We start from the raw sequence: 17786 nt of genomic DNA on the forward strand, positions 1-17786 counted from the left end.
TGCCGCCGTTGTCACAGGCGTGGCGCCGCGCGGCGGGCGGCTTCGATGGCCTCGAACTTGGCGAGATTGTGCCGGGCATCGGCGAGCGCGTCGTGCGCGTCCGGCGGGATCGGCGGCAGCTCGGGACGGCCGTGCGCCTCCCAGTGCTGGCGCAATTCGTTGGTGTAGCGCGGCAGCGCGTTGGGCAGGTCGACCATCGAACCCCACAACTGGCACAGGGCGACGTGATCGTAGGCCGACACCCAGGCCCACAGTTCCGGTTGCACGGTCGGCCGCGGCACCAGGAACGCGTACAGCTCGTCGCGGATCTGGGCGCGGCTGCGCCACAGCGGCGAAGCAGGCGAAGGCAGTTGGGGCAGCACGAATTTGCGCACCCAAGGCCCCGCACGCCCGGCGTCGAACTCGGTGGACACCGCGTAGTACTCCCGGCCGTCCTCGCAGACGACGCCGATGGAGACCAGATCGATGGTCACTCCGTCTTCGATGAATTCGCAGTCATAAAAATATCGCAAGCACTGTGCCTCTCTGATATCTCCGTCGGCCGGAAGTTCGACCGCAATGGGGGCGTTGCCGATGTTCTCGATCGCACTGGAACCATACGGGTCGCGCGAGGTGGCGCCACCTACCGGGCAGAACCCATTCACCCTGGGTGGAGCGATTCCACCCCTGGGACTGGGTGTCCCCACAGGGTCTGCGGTCCGTAAGCTGAAGTCGTGAACTGGACCGTCGACGTACCCATCGATCGCCTGCCGGAACTGCCGCCGCTGCCCGTCGAGCTGCGCAGGCGGTTGGACGACGCGCTGGCGCGCCCCGCGCTGCAGCAGCCGTCCTGGGACCCGGAGCAGGCGGCCAAAATGCGCACCGTGCTGGAGAGCGTCCCGCCGATCTGCGTGCCCGCCGAGGTGGAAGAGCTGCGCGGGCAGCTGGCCGAGGTCGCCCGCGGTGAGGCATTCCTCCTGCAGGGCGGTGACTGCGCGGAGACCTTCGCCGACAACACCGAGCCGCACATTCGCGGCAACATTCGTACGCTGCTGCAGATGGCGGTGGTGCTCACCTACGGTGCCAGCCTGCCGGTGGTGAAGGTCGCGCGGATCGCGGGCCAGTACGCCAAACCGCGCTCGTCGGACACCGATGCGCTCGGACTCAAGTCCTACCGCGGCGACATGGTGAACTCGCTGGTCGCCGACGCGGCGCTGCGCGAGCACGACCCGTCGCGCCTGGTCCGGGCCTACGCCAACGCGAGCGCCGCGATGAACCTGGTGCGCGCGCTGACCGGTGCGGGCATGGCCGACCTGCACAAGGTGCACGACTGGAACCGCGACTTCGTGGCCAAGTCGCCCGCGGGCGCCCGCTACGAGGCGCTGGCCGAGGAGATCGACCGCGGCCTGGCGTTCATGACCGCGTGCCGGGTCAACGACCCGAGCCTGAAGTCGGCCCGCATCTACGCCAGCCACGAAGCGCTCGTGCTGGACTACGAGCGCGCCATGCTGCGCCTGAGCGAGAACGCGATCGGCGAGCCGGTGCTCTACAACCTGTCGGCGCACTTCCTGTGGATCGGCGAGCGCACCCGCCAGCTCGACGGCGCGCACATCGCGTTCGCGGAACTGCTCGCCAACCCGATCGGCCTGAAGATCGGCCCGTCCACCACGCCCGAGCAGGCCGTGGAGTACGTCGAACGGCTCGACCCGAACAACGAGCCCGGCCGGCTGACCATCGTGTCGCGCATGGGCCACAGCAAGGTCCGCGACGTGCTGCCGCCCATCATCGAGAAGGTGCAGGCCACCGGTCACCAGGTGATCTGGCAGTGCGACCCGATGCACGGCAACACGCACGAGGCGTCCACCGGCTTCAAGACCCGCCACTTCGACCGCATCGTCGACGAGGTGCAGGGCTTCTTCGAGGTGCACCACGCGCTCGGCACGCATCCCGGCGGCATGCACATCGAACTCACCGGTGAGGACGTCACCGAATGCCTCGGCGGCGCCCAGGACATCTCCGACCTCGATCTGTCCGGCCGCTACGAGACCGCCTGCGACCCGCGGCTGAACACCCAGCAGTCGCTGGAACTGGCGTTCCTCGTGGCCGAGATGTTGCGCTGAGTTCCGCACGGCGATCGTCGGAAAGGTAGGCGCGTGGGCGCCTGCCTTCCCGCGGAGCCGTGATCAGGGCAGAGCGACGATGGTGACGGTGTCGCCCGCCTCGAGGTTGACTCCGATCGCGGGGGTCTGCGAGACCACCAGGGAGCTGTCCGCGCGCGCCAACTGCTTCACCTCGACCTGCAACCCCAGGCTCTCCAGCTTCGCGCGGGCGTTGGCCACGGTCCATCCGCGGACGTCGGGCATCTTCAACGCGTTGGAGATCAGCAGGACGACGCCGTCGCCGGACTGGATGGTGGCGCCCGCGCCCGGCTGGGTGCCGATGGCCTTGTCCGCCTCGACGCTGCGGTCGAACTGCGGTTTCGTCTCGCGGATCGCGATGCCGGCGGCGGCGAGGACCCTGGTGGCTTCCTCGGTGGACTTGCCGCGGACGTCGGGGACCTTCACCGGCTGGGATCCCTTGCTGCGGTAGACCTTCACCTGCGCGCCGAGGGGCAGCACGGTGCCCGGTTTCGGCTCCACCCTGGCAACCGATCCCTTGGGCGCGGTGCTGCCTTCTTCGCCCGCGTCGACCGGTTGCAGGCCGTTGTCCCGGATCAGCTGGTTGACCTTCGACACCTGGTCACCCGCTTTCACGTCCGGCACCTTGGGCTTGCCGTTGGAGACCAGGACGGCGACCGTCGACCCTTTGGTGATCTTGGATCCGGCCGAAGGGTCGCTGCCGACCACGCCGCCGACCGGGATCGTGTCCGACGCCTTCTGCCTGATCTCGGTCTCGAATCCGGCGTTCTGCAGGGTGGCGACCGCCTTGTCGGTGTCCAGCCCGGCGATCGGCGGCACCGCCGTGTAGCGGCCGACCCCGAGCCACCAGCCGCCGACGCCGACCAGCAGGGTGAGAACCGCGACGACGGCCACCCACACCCACACCGTGCGCCGGGAGCGGTTGAGGTCGTCGGCGTAGGGCGGATACGGCGGTGCGGGGTGCGCTTGACGCACCGGTTGCGGGTCGTAACCCTCCAGCGCGTTGTGCTCGAGACGAGGACGCTGGGCGGTGACCACTTTGGTGTGCTGCACCGGCTGCGGTGGATGGGCCGACGCACCGGCCGAGCCGGGCCGGTCGTCCGGCGGAACGGCTCGGTAGCCGGCGCTGAGATGCTCGGCGGAGTCCTGCGGCGCGGGCACCCGGTAGGCGGGCAGCCGTAGCTCGGCGCCGATCAGCCGCAGCGCGGCCGCCATCTCGTTCGCGTCGGCGAACCGGTGGCCGGGTTCGCGCGCGGTCGCCTTCGCGACCAGATCGTCGAACTCCGGCGGCACCCCGGAGATGAACCCGCTCGGGCTGGGCACATCGTTCTCGATGCGTTGATAGGCCACCGAGATCGACGTGTCACCGGTGAACGGAACCCGGCCGGTCAGCATCTCGAAGATCAGCACGCCGAAGGAGTAGACGTCGCTGCGCGAGTCGGCGGAGCCGCTGGTCACCTGCTCGGGCGACAGATAGGCGGCGGTGCCGAGGATGACGCTCGCCGAGGTGGTGTTCGCCGCCGCCACCGCGCGCACCAAACCGAAATCGGCGATCTTCACCTCGCCCGCGTCGGAGATCAGCACGTTCTCCGGCTTGATGTCGCGGTGCACCAGCCCGGCCGAATGCGCGACGCCGATCGCCGCGAGCACCGGTTCGGCGACCGCGCGCACCGCGTGCGGCGGCATCGGGCCGCGCTCGCGCAGCAGCTCGCGCAGCGTGCCGCCCTCCACCAGCTCCATGATCAGGAAGGGGTGGTCGCCGTCGACGCCCTGGTCGTACACCGCGACCAGCGAAGGATGCTTGAGTTTGGCGACCGCGCGCGCCTCGAACTCGAATCGGGACAGGAACTGGGGGTCGCCCGCGAACTTCGGGTCCATCACCTTGATGGCGACCGGCCGGTCCAGGCGGGTGTCGACCCCGCGGAAGACCATCGACATTCCGCCGCGGGCGATCGGCGCATCGATCCGATAGCGCCCTTCCAGCATCTGGCCGATCAAGAGAAGTCCTCCGGCTTTCACAAGTCAGCCGCTCCGTGCGGCCCCCACGATGGTATCGACTCGCACCACCCCGGGTGTCTCACGACGTGCGGCGGGGGACCGTCTACCGTTGTGCGGGTGAGTGCATTTCCCTGCAGTGACGACGTCCTTCCGCAGTCGGTGCCCCTGGTGTCGCTGCCGGAGGTGGCCGAGCGACTCGGGCTGGTGGTGACCCGGGTGCACCAGATGCTGCGCGACCACCAACTGATCGCCGTCCGCAGAGCGGGCGTGGCGGGCGTGCCCGAGCGATTCTTCGACGACACCGGCGCGGTCGTGAAAGCGCTGCCCGGCCTGATCACCGTGATGCGCGACGCCAAATACACCGACGAAGAGATCCTGGAGTGGATCTTCACCGACGACGACAGCCTGCCCGGCAAGCCGATCGACGCCCTGCACGGGCCACTGGCCCGCGAAGTGCTGCGCCGAGCCGCCGCCGAGCCGTTTTAGTTCGGCCGCGACTTCGTCGCGGCGTGTTCGCGGCCCTCTTGTGGCTCGCGTCCGAGTGACCGCCGCTTGCTCCTTCGTCGCTTGCGCGGCGACCGCGCACACGCGAGCCGGGCCGAGAACGGAACAGGCTCGGTCTCGCTTCGCTCGAAAGTCGTATTGCGGTGCGCTGGGCGCGTCGGTAGCGGAATGCGCTGTCCGTCGCATGCGGGTCTGGAGTGACTGGTCTGCGTGATGACCTTGCTGGTCTGGGCTTCGCTCGAAGCCGGTGTCGCATGGGCGGGGCCGCCGTCAGCGGGCGAGGCGGTCGCGGAGGGTGGCGGTGGTGAATTCGGTGGCGGCTATGCGGAGGCGGTGGTGGCGGGGGACCACCGCGCGGTGGTCGAAGACGGCGTAGTCGCTGCGTTCGATGTGGTGCAGGATGTCGGCGTACAGGGTTGCCGCGGTGCGGATGGCGGGGCGTACTCGCGGTTCGAGCAGGTCGATGCCCGGTTCGGCGCGGCGGTAGAGGTCGCGGTTGACCGCGATGAGGTGGGCGAGGGCGCGGCGGACGCGCGGATCGGTGCGGCCGGTGCGGCGGCACTCGAACAGCAGCTCCTCGTCGACGCCGAACGCGGCGATGGCATCGGCGGGCAGGTAGACGCGGTCGCGGTCGAGATCCTCCGCCACGTCGCGCAGGAAGTTGGTCAGCTGGAACGCCTCGCCCAGCGCGGCGGCGGCGGGCTCGGCCGCGGACACCGGGACGACCGTGCCGAGCACCGGCAGCAGCTGCAAACCGATCGCGGCCGCCGAACCCCGCATGTATTCACGCAGCTGCGCCATGGTGCCGTAGCGGTTACGGAACGTGGGCGCGCCCGGCGCGTCCATCCGCATGGAATCCAGGAACGTCCAGAAGTGCTGGGGGGCAATGCCGTAACGGTGGATGGTGTGGGTGACGGCGGCCAAGACGAGATCGCGCGGCCGTGGGACCGATGCCCAACTCTCGCCGTGCTCGGCGGACGACGCGTGCTGCGCGGCAACGCCGGAGCGCGATTCCAGGGCGACCCGCAGATCTCGCTCGATCGAATCGAGTTCCGCGGCCGGGCCGCCGTCGTGCGGACGGGCGGCGCGGTCGACGACGTCGTCCACCATCCGCGCGAACGCGTAGAGCGCGTGCACGGCGGGCCGCCGCTCGGCCGACAGCAGCCGCGTGGCGAGGAAATAGGTGCGGCCGTGGGTGGCGGCGATCTGCCTGCACTCGCGATAGGCCAGCGGGAGCAGGGCGGAACCGGATAGGCGGCCCTCGGTCATCGGGCGGCGGGCGAAGCGGTGGCCTCGCCTGGCGTTGCCGCGACAGTGCCCGGCGGCGTGGCGCGCAGCCGCAGCGGGTCCACCGTGCGCAGCGACAGCGCCGCCACGACCGCGGCGAAGGTGGCGGCGGCGACGTGCCAGAAGTTGTACAGGCCGATCGAACCGTCCGGCTGGAACACCAGCATGAGCCACGTGCACACCCCGACCAGCGCCATCAGCGTGGTGGTGGACAGCGCGAACCCGGCGGCCAACGCCAGCGGCCACGAGTAGTACCAGGGCAGCGCGGCGGGGGAGAGGATGACGATCGCGACGAACGCGATCAGGATGCCCGCCACCGCCTCTCGCTCACTGTGCCGGAACCGCCACCAGGTCGATGCCAGCACCGCGACCAAGGCCAGCGCGCACATCGCGCGGGTCACCTCGAGCACCGATTCCAGCCGCAGGGGGGTGATCCAGGTGACCGCGTGCGCCATCACGGTGGGCAGCGACAGCCAGTTGATGATCTTCTTCGACCCGGACAGGGCGGTCAGCCAGCCGATGCCCACGCCCGCGATGGCCGAGGCGGCGACGAAGACGACCGCGAACACGCTCAGACCCAGACCGGCGATCTTGCCGAACACCAGCGCGGGATGCGGCATGTCCTCGGTGGGCTCGGCGGCGTCACCGGGTTGTTCGCTCGCGGGCAGGTGCGCCGGATCGCGCCCGACCCGCTGCGCGGCGCGGCGTTCGCGTTCGTGCAGCATCCAGATCCAGACCAGGAACGGCAGCGCCACACCCGCGGTCGCCTTGATGGCCACGCCGATGGCGACGACGACGATGCCTGCCACGTGATGGCGCTCCAGCACCAGCGCGATGCCGGCGCACATCAGGCCGACCATCAGCATCTCGTTGTGCACGCCGCCGATCAGGTGGATGAGCACCAGCGGGTTGAGCACCGCCAGCCACAGCGCGACGGTCGGCTTGCCGCCGAGGTGCTTGGTCAGATACGGCACCGCCCACATCATCAGCGCGAGACCGGGCAGCATGACCAGTCGCATCGCGATGGTGCCCGCCACCACGTTGTCGCCGGTGACAGCGGTGATCGCCCGCCCGAGCAGCAGGAACACCGGGCCGTACGGCGCGGTGGTGGTGGTCCACACGGGGCTCACGTTGTCCAGCAGCACACCGGGATTCGCCACCGGACCGACCTGGTAGGGATCGAAGCCGTCGCGCAGCAGCGCGCCCTGAGCGAGATAGGAGTAGGCGTCGCGGCTGAACATCGGCACGGCGAACAGCAGCGGCGCGATCCAGATGCCCACGATGGCGCGCAGCTCGTTGAGGGTCACCTCGGCGCCGGTGCGGTCGGCCGTGCCGATCGTCGCGCGCCCGAGCCGGACCCACGCGGTGATCATGAGCAGCACGCCGATCCAGATGCAGATGGTCGACAGCGCGTAGCCGTGCCCGAACCGTAGCCAGGACAGGTGCATGGCCTCGAGCAGCGGGTCGCGCTTGCGGACGCTGCCCGCGCCGAAGCCGCCGAACATGATCATGATCGCGCCGAAGAAGCCGAGCAGGGCGGCATGCCCCTCCGGGCTTCTGGCGAAGTCGGCGGAGGTGCGGACCCACCACAGGAAACGGCGGGGGGCGGCCGATTCGCGACCTGCGGAGGCGGGCGACGAGGAGCGGATGTCACCGGCGGAGGCGGCCTCAGCGGTGCGCGTTTCGGGGGATGCCATCTGGTGTCGGTCCCCCCGAATGGTCGGCGGTCGCAACCGCGAGCGAATAGGTCGGCGCTTAGTTTACGGCGTCGCCTCGAACACTATCCGGCTGGTGCGCGGGGTTCCAGGCGAAGTGGGTCCGAGCTCACCGGCGATGCGGTTTGCCGCCAGTTTCCCGGAGAGCAGCGCGGTCGGCACGCCCACACCGGGCGTGGTGCCGCAACCAGCGATAACCACGTTGTCGCTGGAGCGTGGGAAATTGCTCGGCCTGAACGGACCGGTCTGGCGGAAGAGGTGAGCCGCGGAGAACGGCGTGCCCGCGAGCATGCCGTGGTCGAGCCAGGTCCGCGGGGTGTCGAGCCGATCGACGGCGAAGTGCTCGGCGATTCCCTGGTAGCCGCGCTTTTCCAGCACGGTGAGCAATTCGCGGAGATAGGCGGGTCCGAGGCGCGGCCAGTCCAGCGGTGCGGCCGTGAGATTCGGGCACGGCGCCAGCAGCGAGAACGGTTCGTAGCGGCCGTCGGCGCGGTCGATGAACAGGCTCGGGTCGGTCAGAGCGGGCCGGGTCAGCAGCAGCGAGGGATCGCTCATCAGCTTGCCGCGGCCCCGGCGGGCGGTGATCTCGGCGAACGTCCGGTCCCAGGCCTGCCCGAACTCGATGGTGTGGTGCGCCTGCACCGGCCAGCTCGCCGCCACCGCGGCGGGGACGGTGCCGTGCGCGACGACCGCCGACGGCGAGGCACGTAGACCGCGCCTCGGCCGTACGCCCAACCGGTCGAGCGAGCCGAGGTCGGCGGTCAGCACCAGCGCGTCGCAGTCGAACGAGCGTCCGTCGGCGGCGCGGGCGCGCCGGGCCCGACGGCCCGCGTAGTCGATCCCGATCACTTCGGTGTTCAGTTCGAGTGTGCCGCCGGCTTCGGTGAACGCTTGCGCCAGCGCTGCGGCGATCGCCCGCATCCCGCCCTCGGGGAAGTACACGCCCAGCGAGGTGTCCATGTGCGGGATCGCGCCGTAGACGGCGAGCGCCCGAGCGGGTGGCATGCCCGCGTAGAGCGCCTGGAAGGTGAACAGTCGCGCCAGCCGCTGGTCGCGCAGGAACCCGCGCACCCGGGGGCCGAGCCTGCCGAAGCCGCCGAGTCGCACCAGTTCGGCCAGGGCGCGGCGCTTGTCGGGGACGCGCACCATATCCAGCGGCGAGTCGAAGTTCGTGTCCATGAACTCGGTGAACTCGGCCGCGTAGATCCGCGCCAGCCAGTCGCGCAGGCGCCGGTATCCCCGCGCCTCGCCCGGGCCGCAGCTGCGCTCGACTTCCGCGGCCATCACGTCCGGGTCGGCGAAGACCCTGATCTCGGCGCCGTCGGCGAACCGGGCGTGATAGCCGGGCGCCAGCCGGTGGATGCGCAGCGGCGGCGCGCAGGTCTCCGGGGTACGGCCGACGGCGGCGAGCGCGTCGGTGATCAGCTCGGGAAGCGTCAGGACGGTGGCGCCGGAGTCGATCTCGTAGTCGGCGCCCAGGTAGCGCCCGACCCGGCCGCCGGGGTGGTCGGCTCGCTCGAGCAGCGTCACCCGATGACCCGCGCCGGTCAGATACAGGGCGGCCGACAGCCCGGCCAGTCCAGCGCCGACCACCACGACGCGATCGGTCGGTCCCGCGACGGTTCTCATCCGAGTCTCCTTGGTCACGCGGCGCGCTTGGTGGCGGCCAGCGCCATCGCGCGCAGTCGTTCCTTGGCCGCGGTCGTCGCCGAGCTGGCCTCGATGGCCGCCAGGCCGGTGTCGGTGAGTTCGGCGATCCGGTGCTCCACCTCGTCGACCGCTCCGAGTTCGACCAGCAGCGCGCGCAGCCGCTGCACCTGCTCGGCGCTCAGATCGGTGCCGATGCTCGCGCGCAGCAGCGCGGCCGCGGCCGGATCGCCGGCGTCGGCGCGCCGCAACGCCTCGGCCAGCAGCACGGTGCGCTTGCCCTCGCGCAGGTCGTCGCCGGACGGCTTGCCGGTGACCGCGGGATCACCGAACACGCCGAGCAGGTCGTCGCGCAGCTGGAAGGCGATCCCGATGGCGGTGCCGAATTCGCGGTAGGCCTCGACCAGTTCCTGGTCGGCGGCGGCGATGGCGGCGCCGAGGTGCAGCGGGCGTTCGACGGTGTAGGCGGCGGTCTTGTACCGGTTGATCCGCAGCGCGGCCTCGACCGATTCGTCGCCGCCGGCCTCGCCGTTGATGTCGAGCAACTGGCCGCCGAGCACCTCGGTGCGCATGTCGGCCCACACCGGAGCGAACCGGGCGATCGCCGCGGGCGCGAGGCCGGACGCGTGCACCATGTCATCGGCCCAGGACAGCGCCAGATCGCCGGCCAGGATGGCGACGCTGACGCCGAAGTGCGCCGCATCGCCGGACCACCCGCGGTCGCGGTGGCGCTGCTCGAAGTCGACGTGCACGGTGGGGAAGCGGCGGCGGGTGCGGGAGGAGTCGATGATGTCGTCGTGGATCAGCGCGCACGCCTGGACGAGCTCGAGCGCCGAGCAGGCGGTGAGCACCGCGGCGGCGTCGGGCGCCTGCGGATCGCCGCCCGCGCCGAGCCACCCCGTCCACGCGAACGCGGGCCTGGTGCGTTTCCCGCCGCGGAGCACGAACTGCTCGAGCGCGTCGGTGGCCTCGACGAAGACCGGGCCGAGGCGCTCGGTCGCCGGGCGGCGAGTGGCGAAGAAGCGGGTCAGGGCGTCTTCCACGGCGGTGACGAAGGCGGGGGTGCCCGGCTGCGGCACCGCGGGACGCGGCTTCTGGGTACCGGTTGCGGCGGACAGAGGAGCCTCCAAGGTCGTGCGGACGGTGGACGCACGGGGTCGCGGAGGGTGCCCCGGCGCTGCGGATGATTCGGGGCCGAGCGGGAGGCGGTCGCGCGTGTCGCTCGGCGTGGCGAACAACTCGCCCGCTGCGAACGATACGCGGGGCGTGCGAGCGACCCGACAGGACCGCCACCGGCCACCTCTACACTGAACCGGTGACTTTCGACAACGTGCGGGGCAGCTCGACCCCTGGCCGGCCGTCCCGGACGCACCCGAACGTCTCCGCCACACCGTCGGTCGTACAGAGTCTGCGGGCGCACGCGGGGCACGCGGTGCCGTTCTCCGTGGAGTTCAATCCGCCCCGTGACGCCGCCGCCGAGGCGCGGCTGTGGCGCGCTGTGCGGCAGTTCGAGTGCATGCACCCGGCGTTCGTGTCGATGACCTACGGCGCGGGCGGTTCCACCCGCGACCGCACCGTCCGCGTGACCGGGCAGCTGGCGCAGGAGACCACGCTGCTTCCGGTGGCGCATCTGACCGCGGTGGAGCACAGCGTCGCCGAGCTGCGCTCGCTGGTCGGCGCGTACGCCGACTCCGGCATCCGCAACATCCTGGTGCTGCGCGGCGACCCGCCCGGTGATCCGCTCGGCGAGTGGCACAAGCATCCCGAGGGCGTCTCCTACGCCGAGGAACTGGTGCGCATCGTGCGCGACCTCGGCGATTTCCACGTCGGCGTGGCCTCCTTCCCGCAGGGCCATCACCGTTCGCCGGACCTGGCGACCGACACCGCGTTCCTGGCCGCGAAACTGCGCGCGGGCGCGGAGTATTCGATCACCCAGATGTTCTTCGACGTCGAGCACTACCTGCGCCTGCGCGATCGCCTCGTTGCGCTCGACCCGATCGAGGGCGCGAAGCCGATCATTCCGGAGCTGATGCCCATCACGTCGCTGCGCACGGTGCAGCGCGCCGAGGAGCTGTGCGGCAGGCCGCTGCCCGCCGCCGTGCTGGACCGGCTGCGCAAGGCGGCGGGCGACGGCGGCGAGGAGAACGCCGCCGCGGTGCGCGCGGCGGGCATCGAGATCGCCACCGAGATCGCTCAGCGGCTGATCGACGAGGGCGCGCCCTGCCTGCACTTCATCACGCTCAATTTCGCCAAGGCGACCAGCGAGGTGCTGACCAACCTCGGTTACGGCGTCACGGCCACTCCGGTCAGCGCCTGACGCGAACGGCTGTCCGGGGGAACGGGCGCCTGGACGAACCGACGGTCGGCGGGCCCGGACGCCGACCGACGGAGCGCGAAGTCTGCAGGCGCCGCACCAGGGCGCACCGGTATTCAGGCCGCGACGGCCGCGCGCAGCCCCCATGCCTCGGCGAGCAGCCGATACGATTCCAGCCGGTCGGCGTGCCGATGGGTGATCGTGGTGACCAGCAATTCGTCCGCCCCGCTGACGCGTTGCAGCGCGTCGAGCCGTTCTGCGACGGTGCCGGGTGAGCCGACGAACTGGGTGGCCAGGCGGTCGTCGACCAGACGTCGCTGCTCCGCGGTGAGCGGAGCGATGGTCGCAGGGTCGGGGTACTCGGCCGCGCCCGCGCCGCTGCGGATGCTGTAGACCCAATGCCCGTAGCTGGCGGCAAGCCGCTGCGCGGTCGCGTCGTCCGGGGCCACCACCGCGTCGGCGGAGATCACCACTTGCGGCTCGGCCAGGTCGGCGGACGGGCGGAACGCCGCGCGATACGCCTCGATCGCGTCCAGCGCGGTGCCCGGCGAGACGTGATATGCCGCGGCGAACGGCAGTCCCAGCCGTCCGGCCAGCTCCGCGCTCTCGCCCGCGGTGCTTCCGAACAGCCACAGCCGCACCTGGGCGTGCTCCCCCGGAACGGCGTGCAGCGCAACGCCTTCTGGGCTGACGAAGCTGCCCGCCAGCAGGGCGCGCACCTCACCGATCTGCTCGGCGAAGTCGAGCGGCTGCGCGCCGCGCTGCTGCAGCGCGCCCACCGAGGCGACGAACTTGGACCGGTCCAGGATGCGGCCCGGGTCGAACGGCGGCGGGACGACCACGCCGTCGCGGATCTCGGTGCGCCCGGTCACGGTGTCCACCACCGGTTTACCGCCCTTGTGCCGCCCGGCTTCGGCCCCGAACTGGCTGCGTCGATGACCCGACCGGCCCAGTCCCAGGTCGAGCCGGCCAGGGTACAGCGCGTCGATCGTGCCGAAGGCCTCAACGATCGAGGCCGAGGTGTGATGACCCACCTGCACGGCCGCCGAACCCACCCGGATGCGCTCGGTGGCCGCGGCGACCAACCCGATCAGGGTGATGGAGGATGAGCTGGCCACCGAGACGAAATGGTGTTCGGCCAGCCAGTACCGGTGGTAACCCCACTGTTCGGCGTGCTGGGCCAGATCGACGGTGTTGCGCAGCGCCTGCTGCGCGGTGGAGCCGGCGCTGATCGGGGACAGGTCGAGGATGGATAGGGGAACGTGCCCGCTCATGCCGCACGCCCCTGCCGCGGATCCTGCTCGCCCGCTTCGATGGCCACGCGCAGCCGGTTCTGCGCGGGCGCCACCGGGCAGGTCGCGAAATCGGTGAAGGCGCAGGGCAGATTCGCCGCGCGGTTGAAGTCAAGCACGACCGTCCCGTCCGGGCCGGGAGCGCCGACGGTCAGCGAACGCGCGGCCGGGTAGGTGGTCACACCGCTCGTCGCGTCGGTGAACAGCACGCGCAGGTCGTCGCGGTCGCCGAACGCGACGACCCGTTCGGTCACCGCGCCGATGCGGAATTCGATGGTGCCCGCCGCGCTGTGCTGGTGTTCGATGCCCTCGACCACCGCGCCCGTGACCACGGTCCGCGGTTCCTCGAACGGTGTGAATCGCCCGGAGACCACCCAGCGCGGGTCCGGTCGATAGGACGGGATGCCGTCGAAGGTGAGCAGGGCGGGCGCGGCCGGGTCGTGCACCCGGACCGCGTAGCGACCCGTGCGGCGGATCACCTCGAGCACCCGCCGCTCCTGGCGGACGTGCAGTCCGGGCGCGCCTTCGGCGGGCGTGACGATCTGCACGCCCGCGATGCCGATTCCGTCGTACTCCAGCCGATCGGCCGGCTGGGCGGTGATGAACACCTTCTCGTCGGTGACCCACCAGGTGCCGGGGACACCCGGCAGCCGCTCGGGACGGTCGGTGAGCCAGTGCAGCCCGGTCAGGCTGAGGAAGCCGAGCGGGTCACGCAGCTGGTCTTCGCGCGCGTGGTGCCAGCGCGCCCACTCGGTCTCGAAAACGCTGGTGATGCTGGTGGTCATGACGCTTGGACTCCTTCGTGGGCGGTGGGGCGAGGGGGACGGCGCTGGAGGCGATGGGTCATCAGGCCGTGCCCTCCGGGTCGATCTGCTGCCGCAGCGCCGGGTGCGTTCCCGCTGCGGCTACATCGGGTGCCAGGAACAACGCCTGCTGCCACAGTGCGGCGGCCAGCGGGGGTGAGGACCGGACGTCGCGTCGGTCCCGCGGGGCGCGGACCGGTGCGACCGCGTGCACTCGCCCGTTGCCGAAGGTGCCGGCGGCACGCGGGGCGCGCATCCGGGTGCGCCACCAGCGGGCCGGGTCGGCGTCGAAGGTGGCGGCTGGACCGTCCGGCGCGTCGGCGGGGTCGGCGTCGGCGGCGGGTTTCCGGTTGAAGGCGTAGTACACCATCAGGGCGATCCTTTTCGGTCGGTGCCACCACGTGCTCGGCTTGTGGCCGCTGGTGGGCTCCGGTGAGCGGGGAGGGGTAATCGCGGAGGACGGGACGGGTTCCGGGCGACTGCGGCACGGAGCCCAGCAGGGCCGGTTCAGCACGCGGCTGTGGCGGTAGGTCGGAGGGGCCATCAGGGCACGCCTTTCGCCACGGCCGGCGCCGGGATGGCCGACAACAGCTCGCGGGTGTACTCGTGCCGCGGATCGCCGAAGATCTCCGCGGTGCGGCCGGATTCGACGATGCGACCGTGCCGCAGCACCGCCACGTGATCGCTGATGCGGCGCACCACCGCCAGGTCGTGGGAGATGAACAGGTAGCTCAGCGACAACTCGGCCTGCAGCCGGTCGAGCAGTTCGAGTATCTGCGCCTGCACCGAGGCGTCCAGCGCGGACACCGGTTCGTCGAGCACCAGCAGCTCCGGGTGCAGCGCGAGCGCCCGCGCGATGGCGACGCGCTGGCGCTGTCCTCCGGACAGCTCGGCGGGCTTGCGCTGGGCGAACCCGGCCGGGAGCGCGACTTGCGCGAGCAGCTCCGCCACGCGGTCGCGGCGCTGCGCGCGGTCGCCGACCCCGAACGCGCGCAACGGTTCCTCGATGATCGCGCCCACCCGCCAGCGCGGATCCAACGACGCGTAGGGATTCTGATACACCACCTGGAAGCGTTTGCGCAGCGCGCGCAGCCGCGACCCGCGTGCCCGCGACAGCGGTTGCCCGTCGAAGACGACCTCGCCGCGGTCCGGTTCGGTGAGCCGCAACGCGATCCGCGCGGTGGTGGACTTGCCCGATCCGGATTCACCGACCAGCGAGAGGGTTTCGCCGCGACCGAGTTCGAAGCCGACCCCCGCCACCGCGGTCACGCTGTCGCCCCCGTGCGCCCGGAAGGTCTTGTGCACGTCGCGCAAGATCAGCAGCGGCTCGCCGTCGCGCGGCTCGGGGTCGCGGTAGCCGCCCGCGGGAGCGAGGCTGGGCGAAGCGGCGAGCAGGCGTTTGGTGTACGGGTGGCGCGGTGCGGCCAGCAACTCGGCGGTGGCGCCGCTCTCCACCACCTCGCCGCCGTTGAGCACCACCAGCCGGTCCGCGCGTTCGGCGGCGACGGCCAGGTCGTGGGTGATCAGCAGCACCGCGGTGCCGCGCTGCGCGATCTGCTCGGCGAGCCGATCCAGCACCCGGCGCGCGACGGTCGCGTCGAGCGCGCTGGTCGGCTCGTCGGCGATGACCAGCTCCGGTGCGCAGGCCAGCGCCGCGGCGATCAGCACCCGCTGACGCTGCCCGCCGGACAGCTCGTGCGGGTACTGGGCGGCCCGCAGCTGCGGCCGGTCCAGTCCGGCGTCGGCCAGCAGCTCGATCGCCCGCGCTCGCGCCGCTTTGCGGTCGGCCAGCCCGTGCACCAGCAGCGATTCGGCCACCTGAGCGCCGACCCGCCGGACGGGGTTGAGCGACAGCCCTGGGTCCTGCGGGACGAAGCCGACGCGCGCTCCCCGCAGCCGCCGCAGCGCCCGTTCGGAACCGGTGTCGACCACGGCGCCGTCGAAGGTCACGGTTCCCCCGGCGAGTTCGGCGTTCGGACCGAGCAAGCCGATCACGGCGTGGGCGAGCGTGGACTTGCCGGAGCCGGACTCGCCGACCAGCGCCACCACCTCGCCGCGGGCCACGGTGAGCGACACACCGTCGAGCGCGGTGATCGGGCCGGTGTCGGAGCGATAACGGACCCGCAGGTTCTCGACCTGCAACAGCGGAGATGCCGAGGCGCTCACGCGGATTCCCCCTTCCCGATCGCGCGTCCGAGGCGCTGGGCGGCGAGCACGACGGCGATGATGACCAGACCGGGCAGGGTGGTCATCCACCACGCGGTCGCCAGATAGTTGCGTCCCTCGGAGATCAGCGTGCCCCACTCGGGTGTCGGCGGCTTCGCGCCGTATCCGAGGAAGCTCAGCGCCGACACGGCCAGCACCGCCATGCCGAATTCCACCGCGGCCAAGGCGAGTACGGGCTGGTAGGAGTTGGGCAGCACGTGCCTGGCCAGCACCGTGTACCAGCGCACGCCCGCGGCGTGGGCGGCCTCGACGAACACCGCTCGGCGCACCCGCAGCACTTCCGATCGCATCACGCGCGCGAAGTTGGCCACCAGCGAGATGCCCACCGCGACGGCCACATTGCGGGTGCCGAAGCCGAGCGCGGTGACCAGCGCGAGCGACAGCAGCAGCGACGGCACCGACAGCAGCACATCGACCACCCGCATGACGACCGCGTCCACCACGCCGCCGATCGCGCCGGACAGCAGCCCGAGCAGTGACCCGGCGATCAGCGCGATGCCCACCGCGGCCAGGGTGGCGGTCAGCGACAGACCGGCGCCGTGCACCATCCGGGTGTACAGATCGCGGCCGAGATTGTCGGTGCCGAACCAGTGCTGGCCGCTGGGGCTCTGCAACTTCTGCGCGGGCACGCCGGTCAGCGGGTCGCCACCGGCGAAGACCGACGGCGCCAGCGCCCACCCGACGGCGAGCAGGGCGACGGCGCCCGCGACCAGCACTCCGGCATTGCCGCGCAACGTCTTCCATCGCACGACCGGTCGCCGCAGGCCGGGCAGCACCGCTCTGCGCTGTTCCTCGGTGACGTCAACCACGAGTCCGCACCCCCTCGGCGAGCGGTGCGCCGGGCACGAGCCAGGCGATGGGAAGGACGGGAGCAGGGTCAGGCACGAACGATCGCCTCCTCGGCGGTGTCGGCGGCGGTCTGCTCGGACTCGCCGCGCACCCTGCGGGAGCGGGCGGCGATACGCGGGTCGAGCAGCGGATACAGCAGGTCCACCGCGAGATTCACGCTGACGAACACCACCGAGGTGAGCAGCACGATGCCCTGCACCACCGGGATGTCCTGCGCCAGCACCGCGGTCTGGGTCAGCCGCCCGACGCCCTGGCGGGCGAAGACCGTCTCCACCACCACCGATCCGGCCAGCATGTTGCCGACCAGGACCCCGGCGATGGTGAACGCGGGCACGCTGGCCGGGCGCAGCACGTGCGTGCGCCGCACCCACCAGCGCGAACCGCCCTTGGCCAGGGCTACGTCGACGAACGGCTGACGCCAGGTCGTCTCCAGCCCGGCGGTGAGCACCTGCGCGATGACCGCGCCGATCGGTAGGGCCAAGGTGAGCGCGGGCAGCACCGTGCCGGCGAAACCGTGCCCGCCGAACGCGGGCGCCAGCCGCAATTGGAACGAGAACACCTGCAACAGCAGCAATCCGGTCCAGAAGGTCGGCACCGAGACGCCGAGCGACGGCAGCGCGGTCAAGGCGTTGCGCAGCCAGGGCCGCCGGCTCTGCGTCGCCGCGAACGCCAGCGCGACACCGCCGCCGACCGCGAAGAGCAGTGCGGTCCCGGCCAATTCGAGCGTGGCGGGCAGCGCGTCACCGATCGCGCCGGTGACCGGCTGCCCGGTCGCGATCGAATGCCCCAGATCGCCGCGCACCGCGTGCCCGAGCGCGGTCGAATATTGTTCCCACAGTGGCCGATCCAGCCCGTAGCGAGCTTGCAGCTCGGCGATGGCGGCCTTGTCCACCGGCGTGCCGGCACCGCCGCCGTCGGCCGCGATCGAGACCGGGTCGGCGGGCAGCAGATACAGCACCACGAACGACAGCGTGAACGCCGCCCACAGCACCCAGATCGCCTGCAATGCCCGCAGGGCCAGATAGCGCGCCATG

The 17786-nt window shown here is 71.4% G+C and carries 15 protein-coding genes; 3 read left to right on the forward strand and 12 right to left on the reverse strand.

The genetic code is table 11. The features are described 5' to 3' along the window. Positions 1-11: 11 nt before the first annotated feature. Positions 12-512, reverse strand: coding sequence for a polyadenylate-specific 3'-exoribonuclease AS (locus tag U3653_RS07520; RefSeq protein WP_195077838.1), 501 nt, complete (start codon positions 510-512; stop codon positions 12-14). Positions 513-713: 201 nt separating this feature from the next. On the opposite strand from U3653_RS07520, the gene U3653_RS07525 reads away from it, so the two are divergent. Beyond that, positions 714-2099 carry a class II 3-deoxy-7-phosphoheptulonate synthase gene (locus tag U3653_RS07525; RefSeq protein WP_195077839.1) on the forward strand — a complete coding sequence of 462 codons (1386 nt, stop codon included), beginning with the start codon at positions 714-716 and terminating at the stop codon, positions 2097-2099. Between the two features lie 63 nt (positions 2100-2162). On the opposite strand, the gene pknB is transcribed toward U3653_RS07525, so the two are convergent. After that, on the reverse strand, positions 2163-4103 hold the full coding sequence (pknB, locus tag U3653_RS07530; RefSeq protein ID WP_195077954.1) for a Stk1 family PASTA domain-containing Ser/Thr kinase: 1941 nt from the start codon (positions 4101-4103) through the stop codon (positions 2163-2165). Between the two features lie 129 nt (positions 4104-4232). On the opposite strand from pknB, the gene U3653_RS07535 reads away from it, so the two are divergent. Beyond that, on the forward strand, positions 4233-4601 hold the full coding sequence (locus U3653_RS07535; RefSeq protein WP_067800581.1) for an Rv2175c family DNA-binding protein: 369 nt from the start codon (positions 4233-4235) through the stop codon (positions 4599-4601). A gap of 288 nt (positions 4602-4889) precedes the next feature. Here the strand turns inward: U3653_RS07535 and U3653_RS07540 are convergent, their stop codons facing one another. The 4 genes from U3653_RS07540 to U3653_RS07555 all read right to left on the reverse strand — a co-directional run bounded on the left by U3653_RS07540 (position 4890) and on the right by U3653_RS07555 (position 10398). After that, complete coding sequence (locus U3653_RS07540) at positions 4890-5888, reverse strand: phytoene/squalene synthase family protein (RefSeq protein ID WP_195077840.1); 999 nt, start codon at positions 5886-5888, stop codon at positions 4890-4892. After that, positions 5885-7603 (reverse strand): alpha-(1->6)-mannopyranosyltransferase A, encoded by a 1719-nt coding sequence (locus U3653_RS07545; protein ID WP_195077841.1) that lies wholly within the window; start codon positions 7601-7603, stop codon positions 5885-5887. Before U3653_RS07545 ends, U3653_RS07540 begins: the two co-directional genes overlap by 4 nt. 63 nt (positions 7604-7666) lie before the next feature. Further along, positions 7667-9250 (reverse strand): phytoene desaturase family protein, encoded by a 1584-nt coding sequence (gene crtI, locus U3653_RS07550; RefSeq protein WP_195077842.1) that lies wholly within the window; start codon positions 9248-9250, stop codon positions 7667-7669. A 14-nt stretch (positions 9251-9264) separates the two neighbouring features. Then, positions 9265-10398, reverse strand: a complete 1134-nt coding sequence (locus U3653_RS07555; RefSeq protein WP_195077843.1) for a polyprenyl synthetase family protein — start codon at positions 10396-10398, stop codon at positions 9265-9267. A 185-nt stretch (positions 10399-10583) separates the two neighbouring features. On the opposite strand from U3653_RS07555, the gene U3653_RS07560 reads away from it, so the two are divergent. Further along, positions 10584-11585 (forward strand): methylenetetrahydrofolate reductase, encoded by a 1002-nt coding sequence (locus tag U3653_RS07560; protein WP_195077844.1) that lies wholly within the window; start codon positions 10584-10586, stop codon positions 11583-11585. A 113-nt stretch (positions 11586-11698) separates the two neighbouring features. Here U3653_RS07560 and U3653_RS07565 read toward each other — a convergent pair whose 3' ends face one another. The 6 genes from U3653_RS07565 to U3653_RS07590 form a co-directional block, all read right to left on the reverse strand. Then, positions 11699-12856, reverse strand: a complete 1158-nt coding sequence (locus U3653_RS07565) for an LLM class flavin-dependent oxidoreductase (RefSeq protein WP_195077845.1) — start codon at positions 12854-12856, stop codon at positions 11699-11701. Continuing rightward, positions 12853-13659 (reverse strand): DUF1684 domain-containing protein, encoded by an 807-nt coding sequence (locus U3653_RS07570; protein WP_195077846.1) that lies wholly within the window; start codon positions 13657-13659, stop codon positions 12853-12855. Before U3653_RS07570 ends, U3653_RS07565 begins: the two co-directional genes overlap by 4 nt. A 61-nt stretch (positions 13660-13720) precedes the next feature. Continuing rightward, the gene (locus U3653_RS07575; protein ID WP_195077847.1) at positions 13721-14047 is read right to left on the reverse strand and encodes a hypothetical protein; all 327 of its coding nucleotides are present in this window, start codon (positions 14045-14047) and stop codon (positions 13721-13723) included. A gap of 173 nt (positions 14048-14220) precedes the next feature. Beyond that, positions 14221-15843: a dipeptide ABC transporter ATP-binding protein gene (locus tag U3653_RS07580; protein WP_195077848.1), complete on the reverse strand. Its 1623-nt coding sequence runs from the start codon at positions 15841-15843 to the stop codon at positions 14221-14223. Next, positions 15840-16652, reverse strand: a complete 813-nt coding sequence (locus tag U3653_RS07585) for an ABC transporter permease (protein ID WP_435406552.1) — start codon at positions 16650-16652, stop codon at positions 15840-15842. Before U3653_RS07585 ends, U3653_RS07580 begins: the two co-directional genes overlap by 4 nt. Positions 16653-16780: 128 nt before the next feature. Then, positions 16781-17785, reverse strand: coding sequence for an ABC transporter permease (locus U3653_RS07590; protein WP_195077850.1), 1005 nt, complete (start codon positions 17783-17785; stop codon positions 16781-16783). Between the last annotated feature and the right edge of the window lies 1 nt (position 17786).

It is taken from the genome of Nocardia implantans (assembly GCF_035544775.1).
Lineage (GTDB): Bacteria > Actinomycetota > Actinomycetes > Mycobacteriales > Mycobacteriaceae > Nocardia > Nocardia implantans.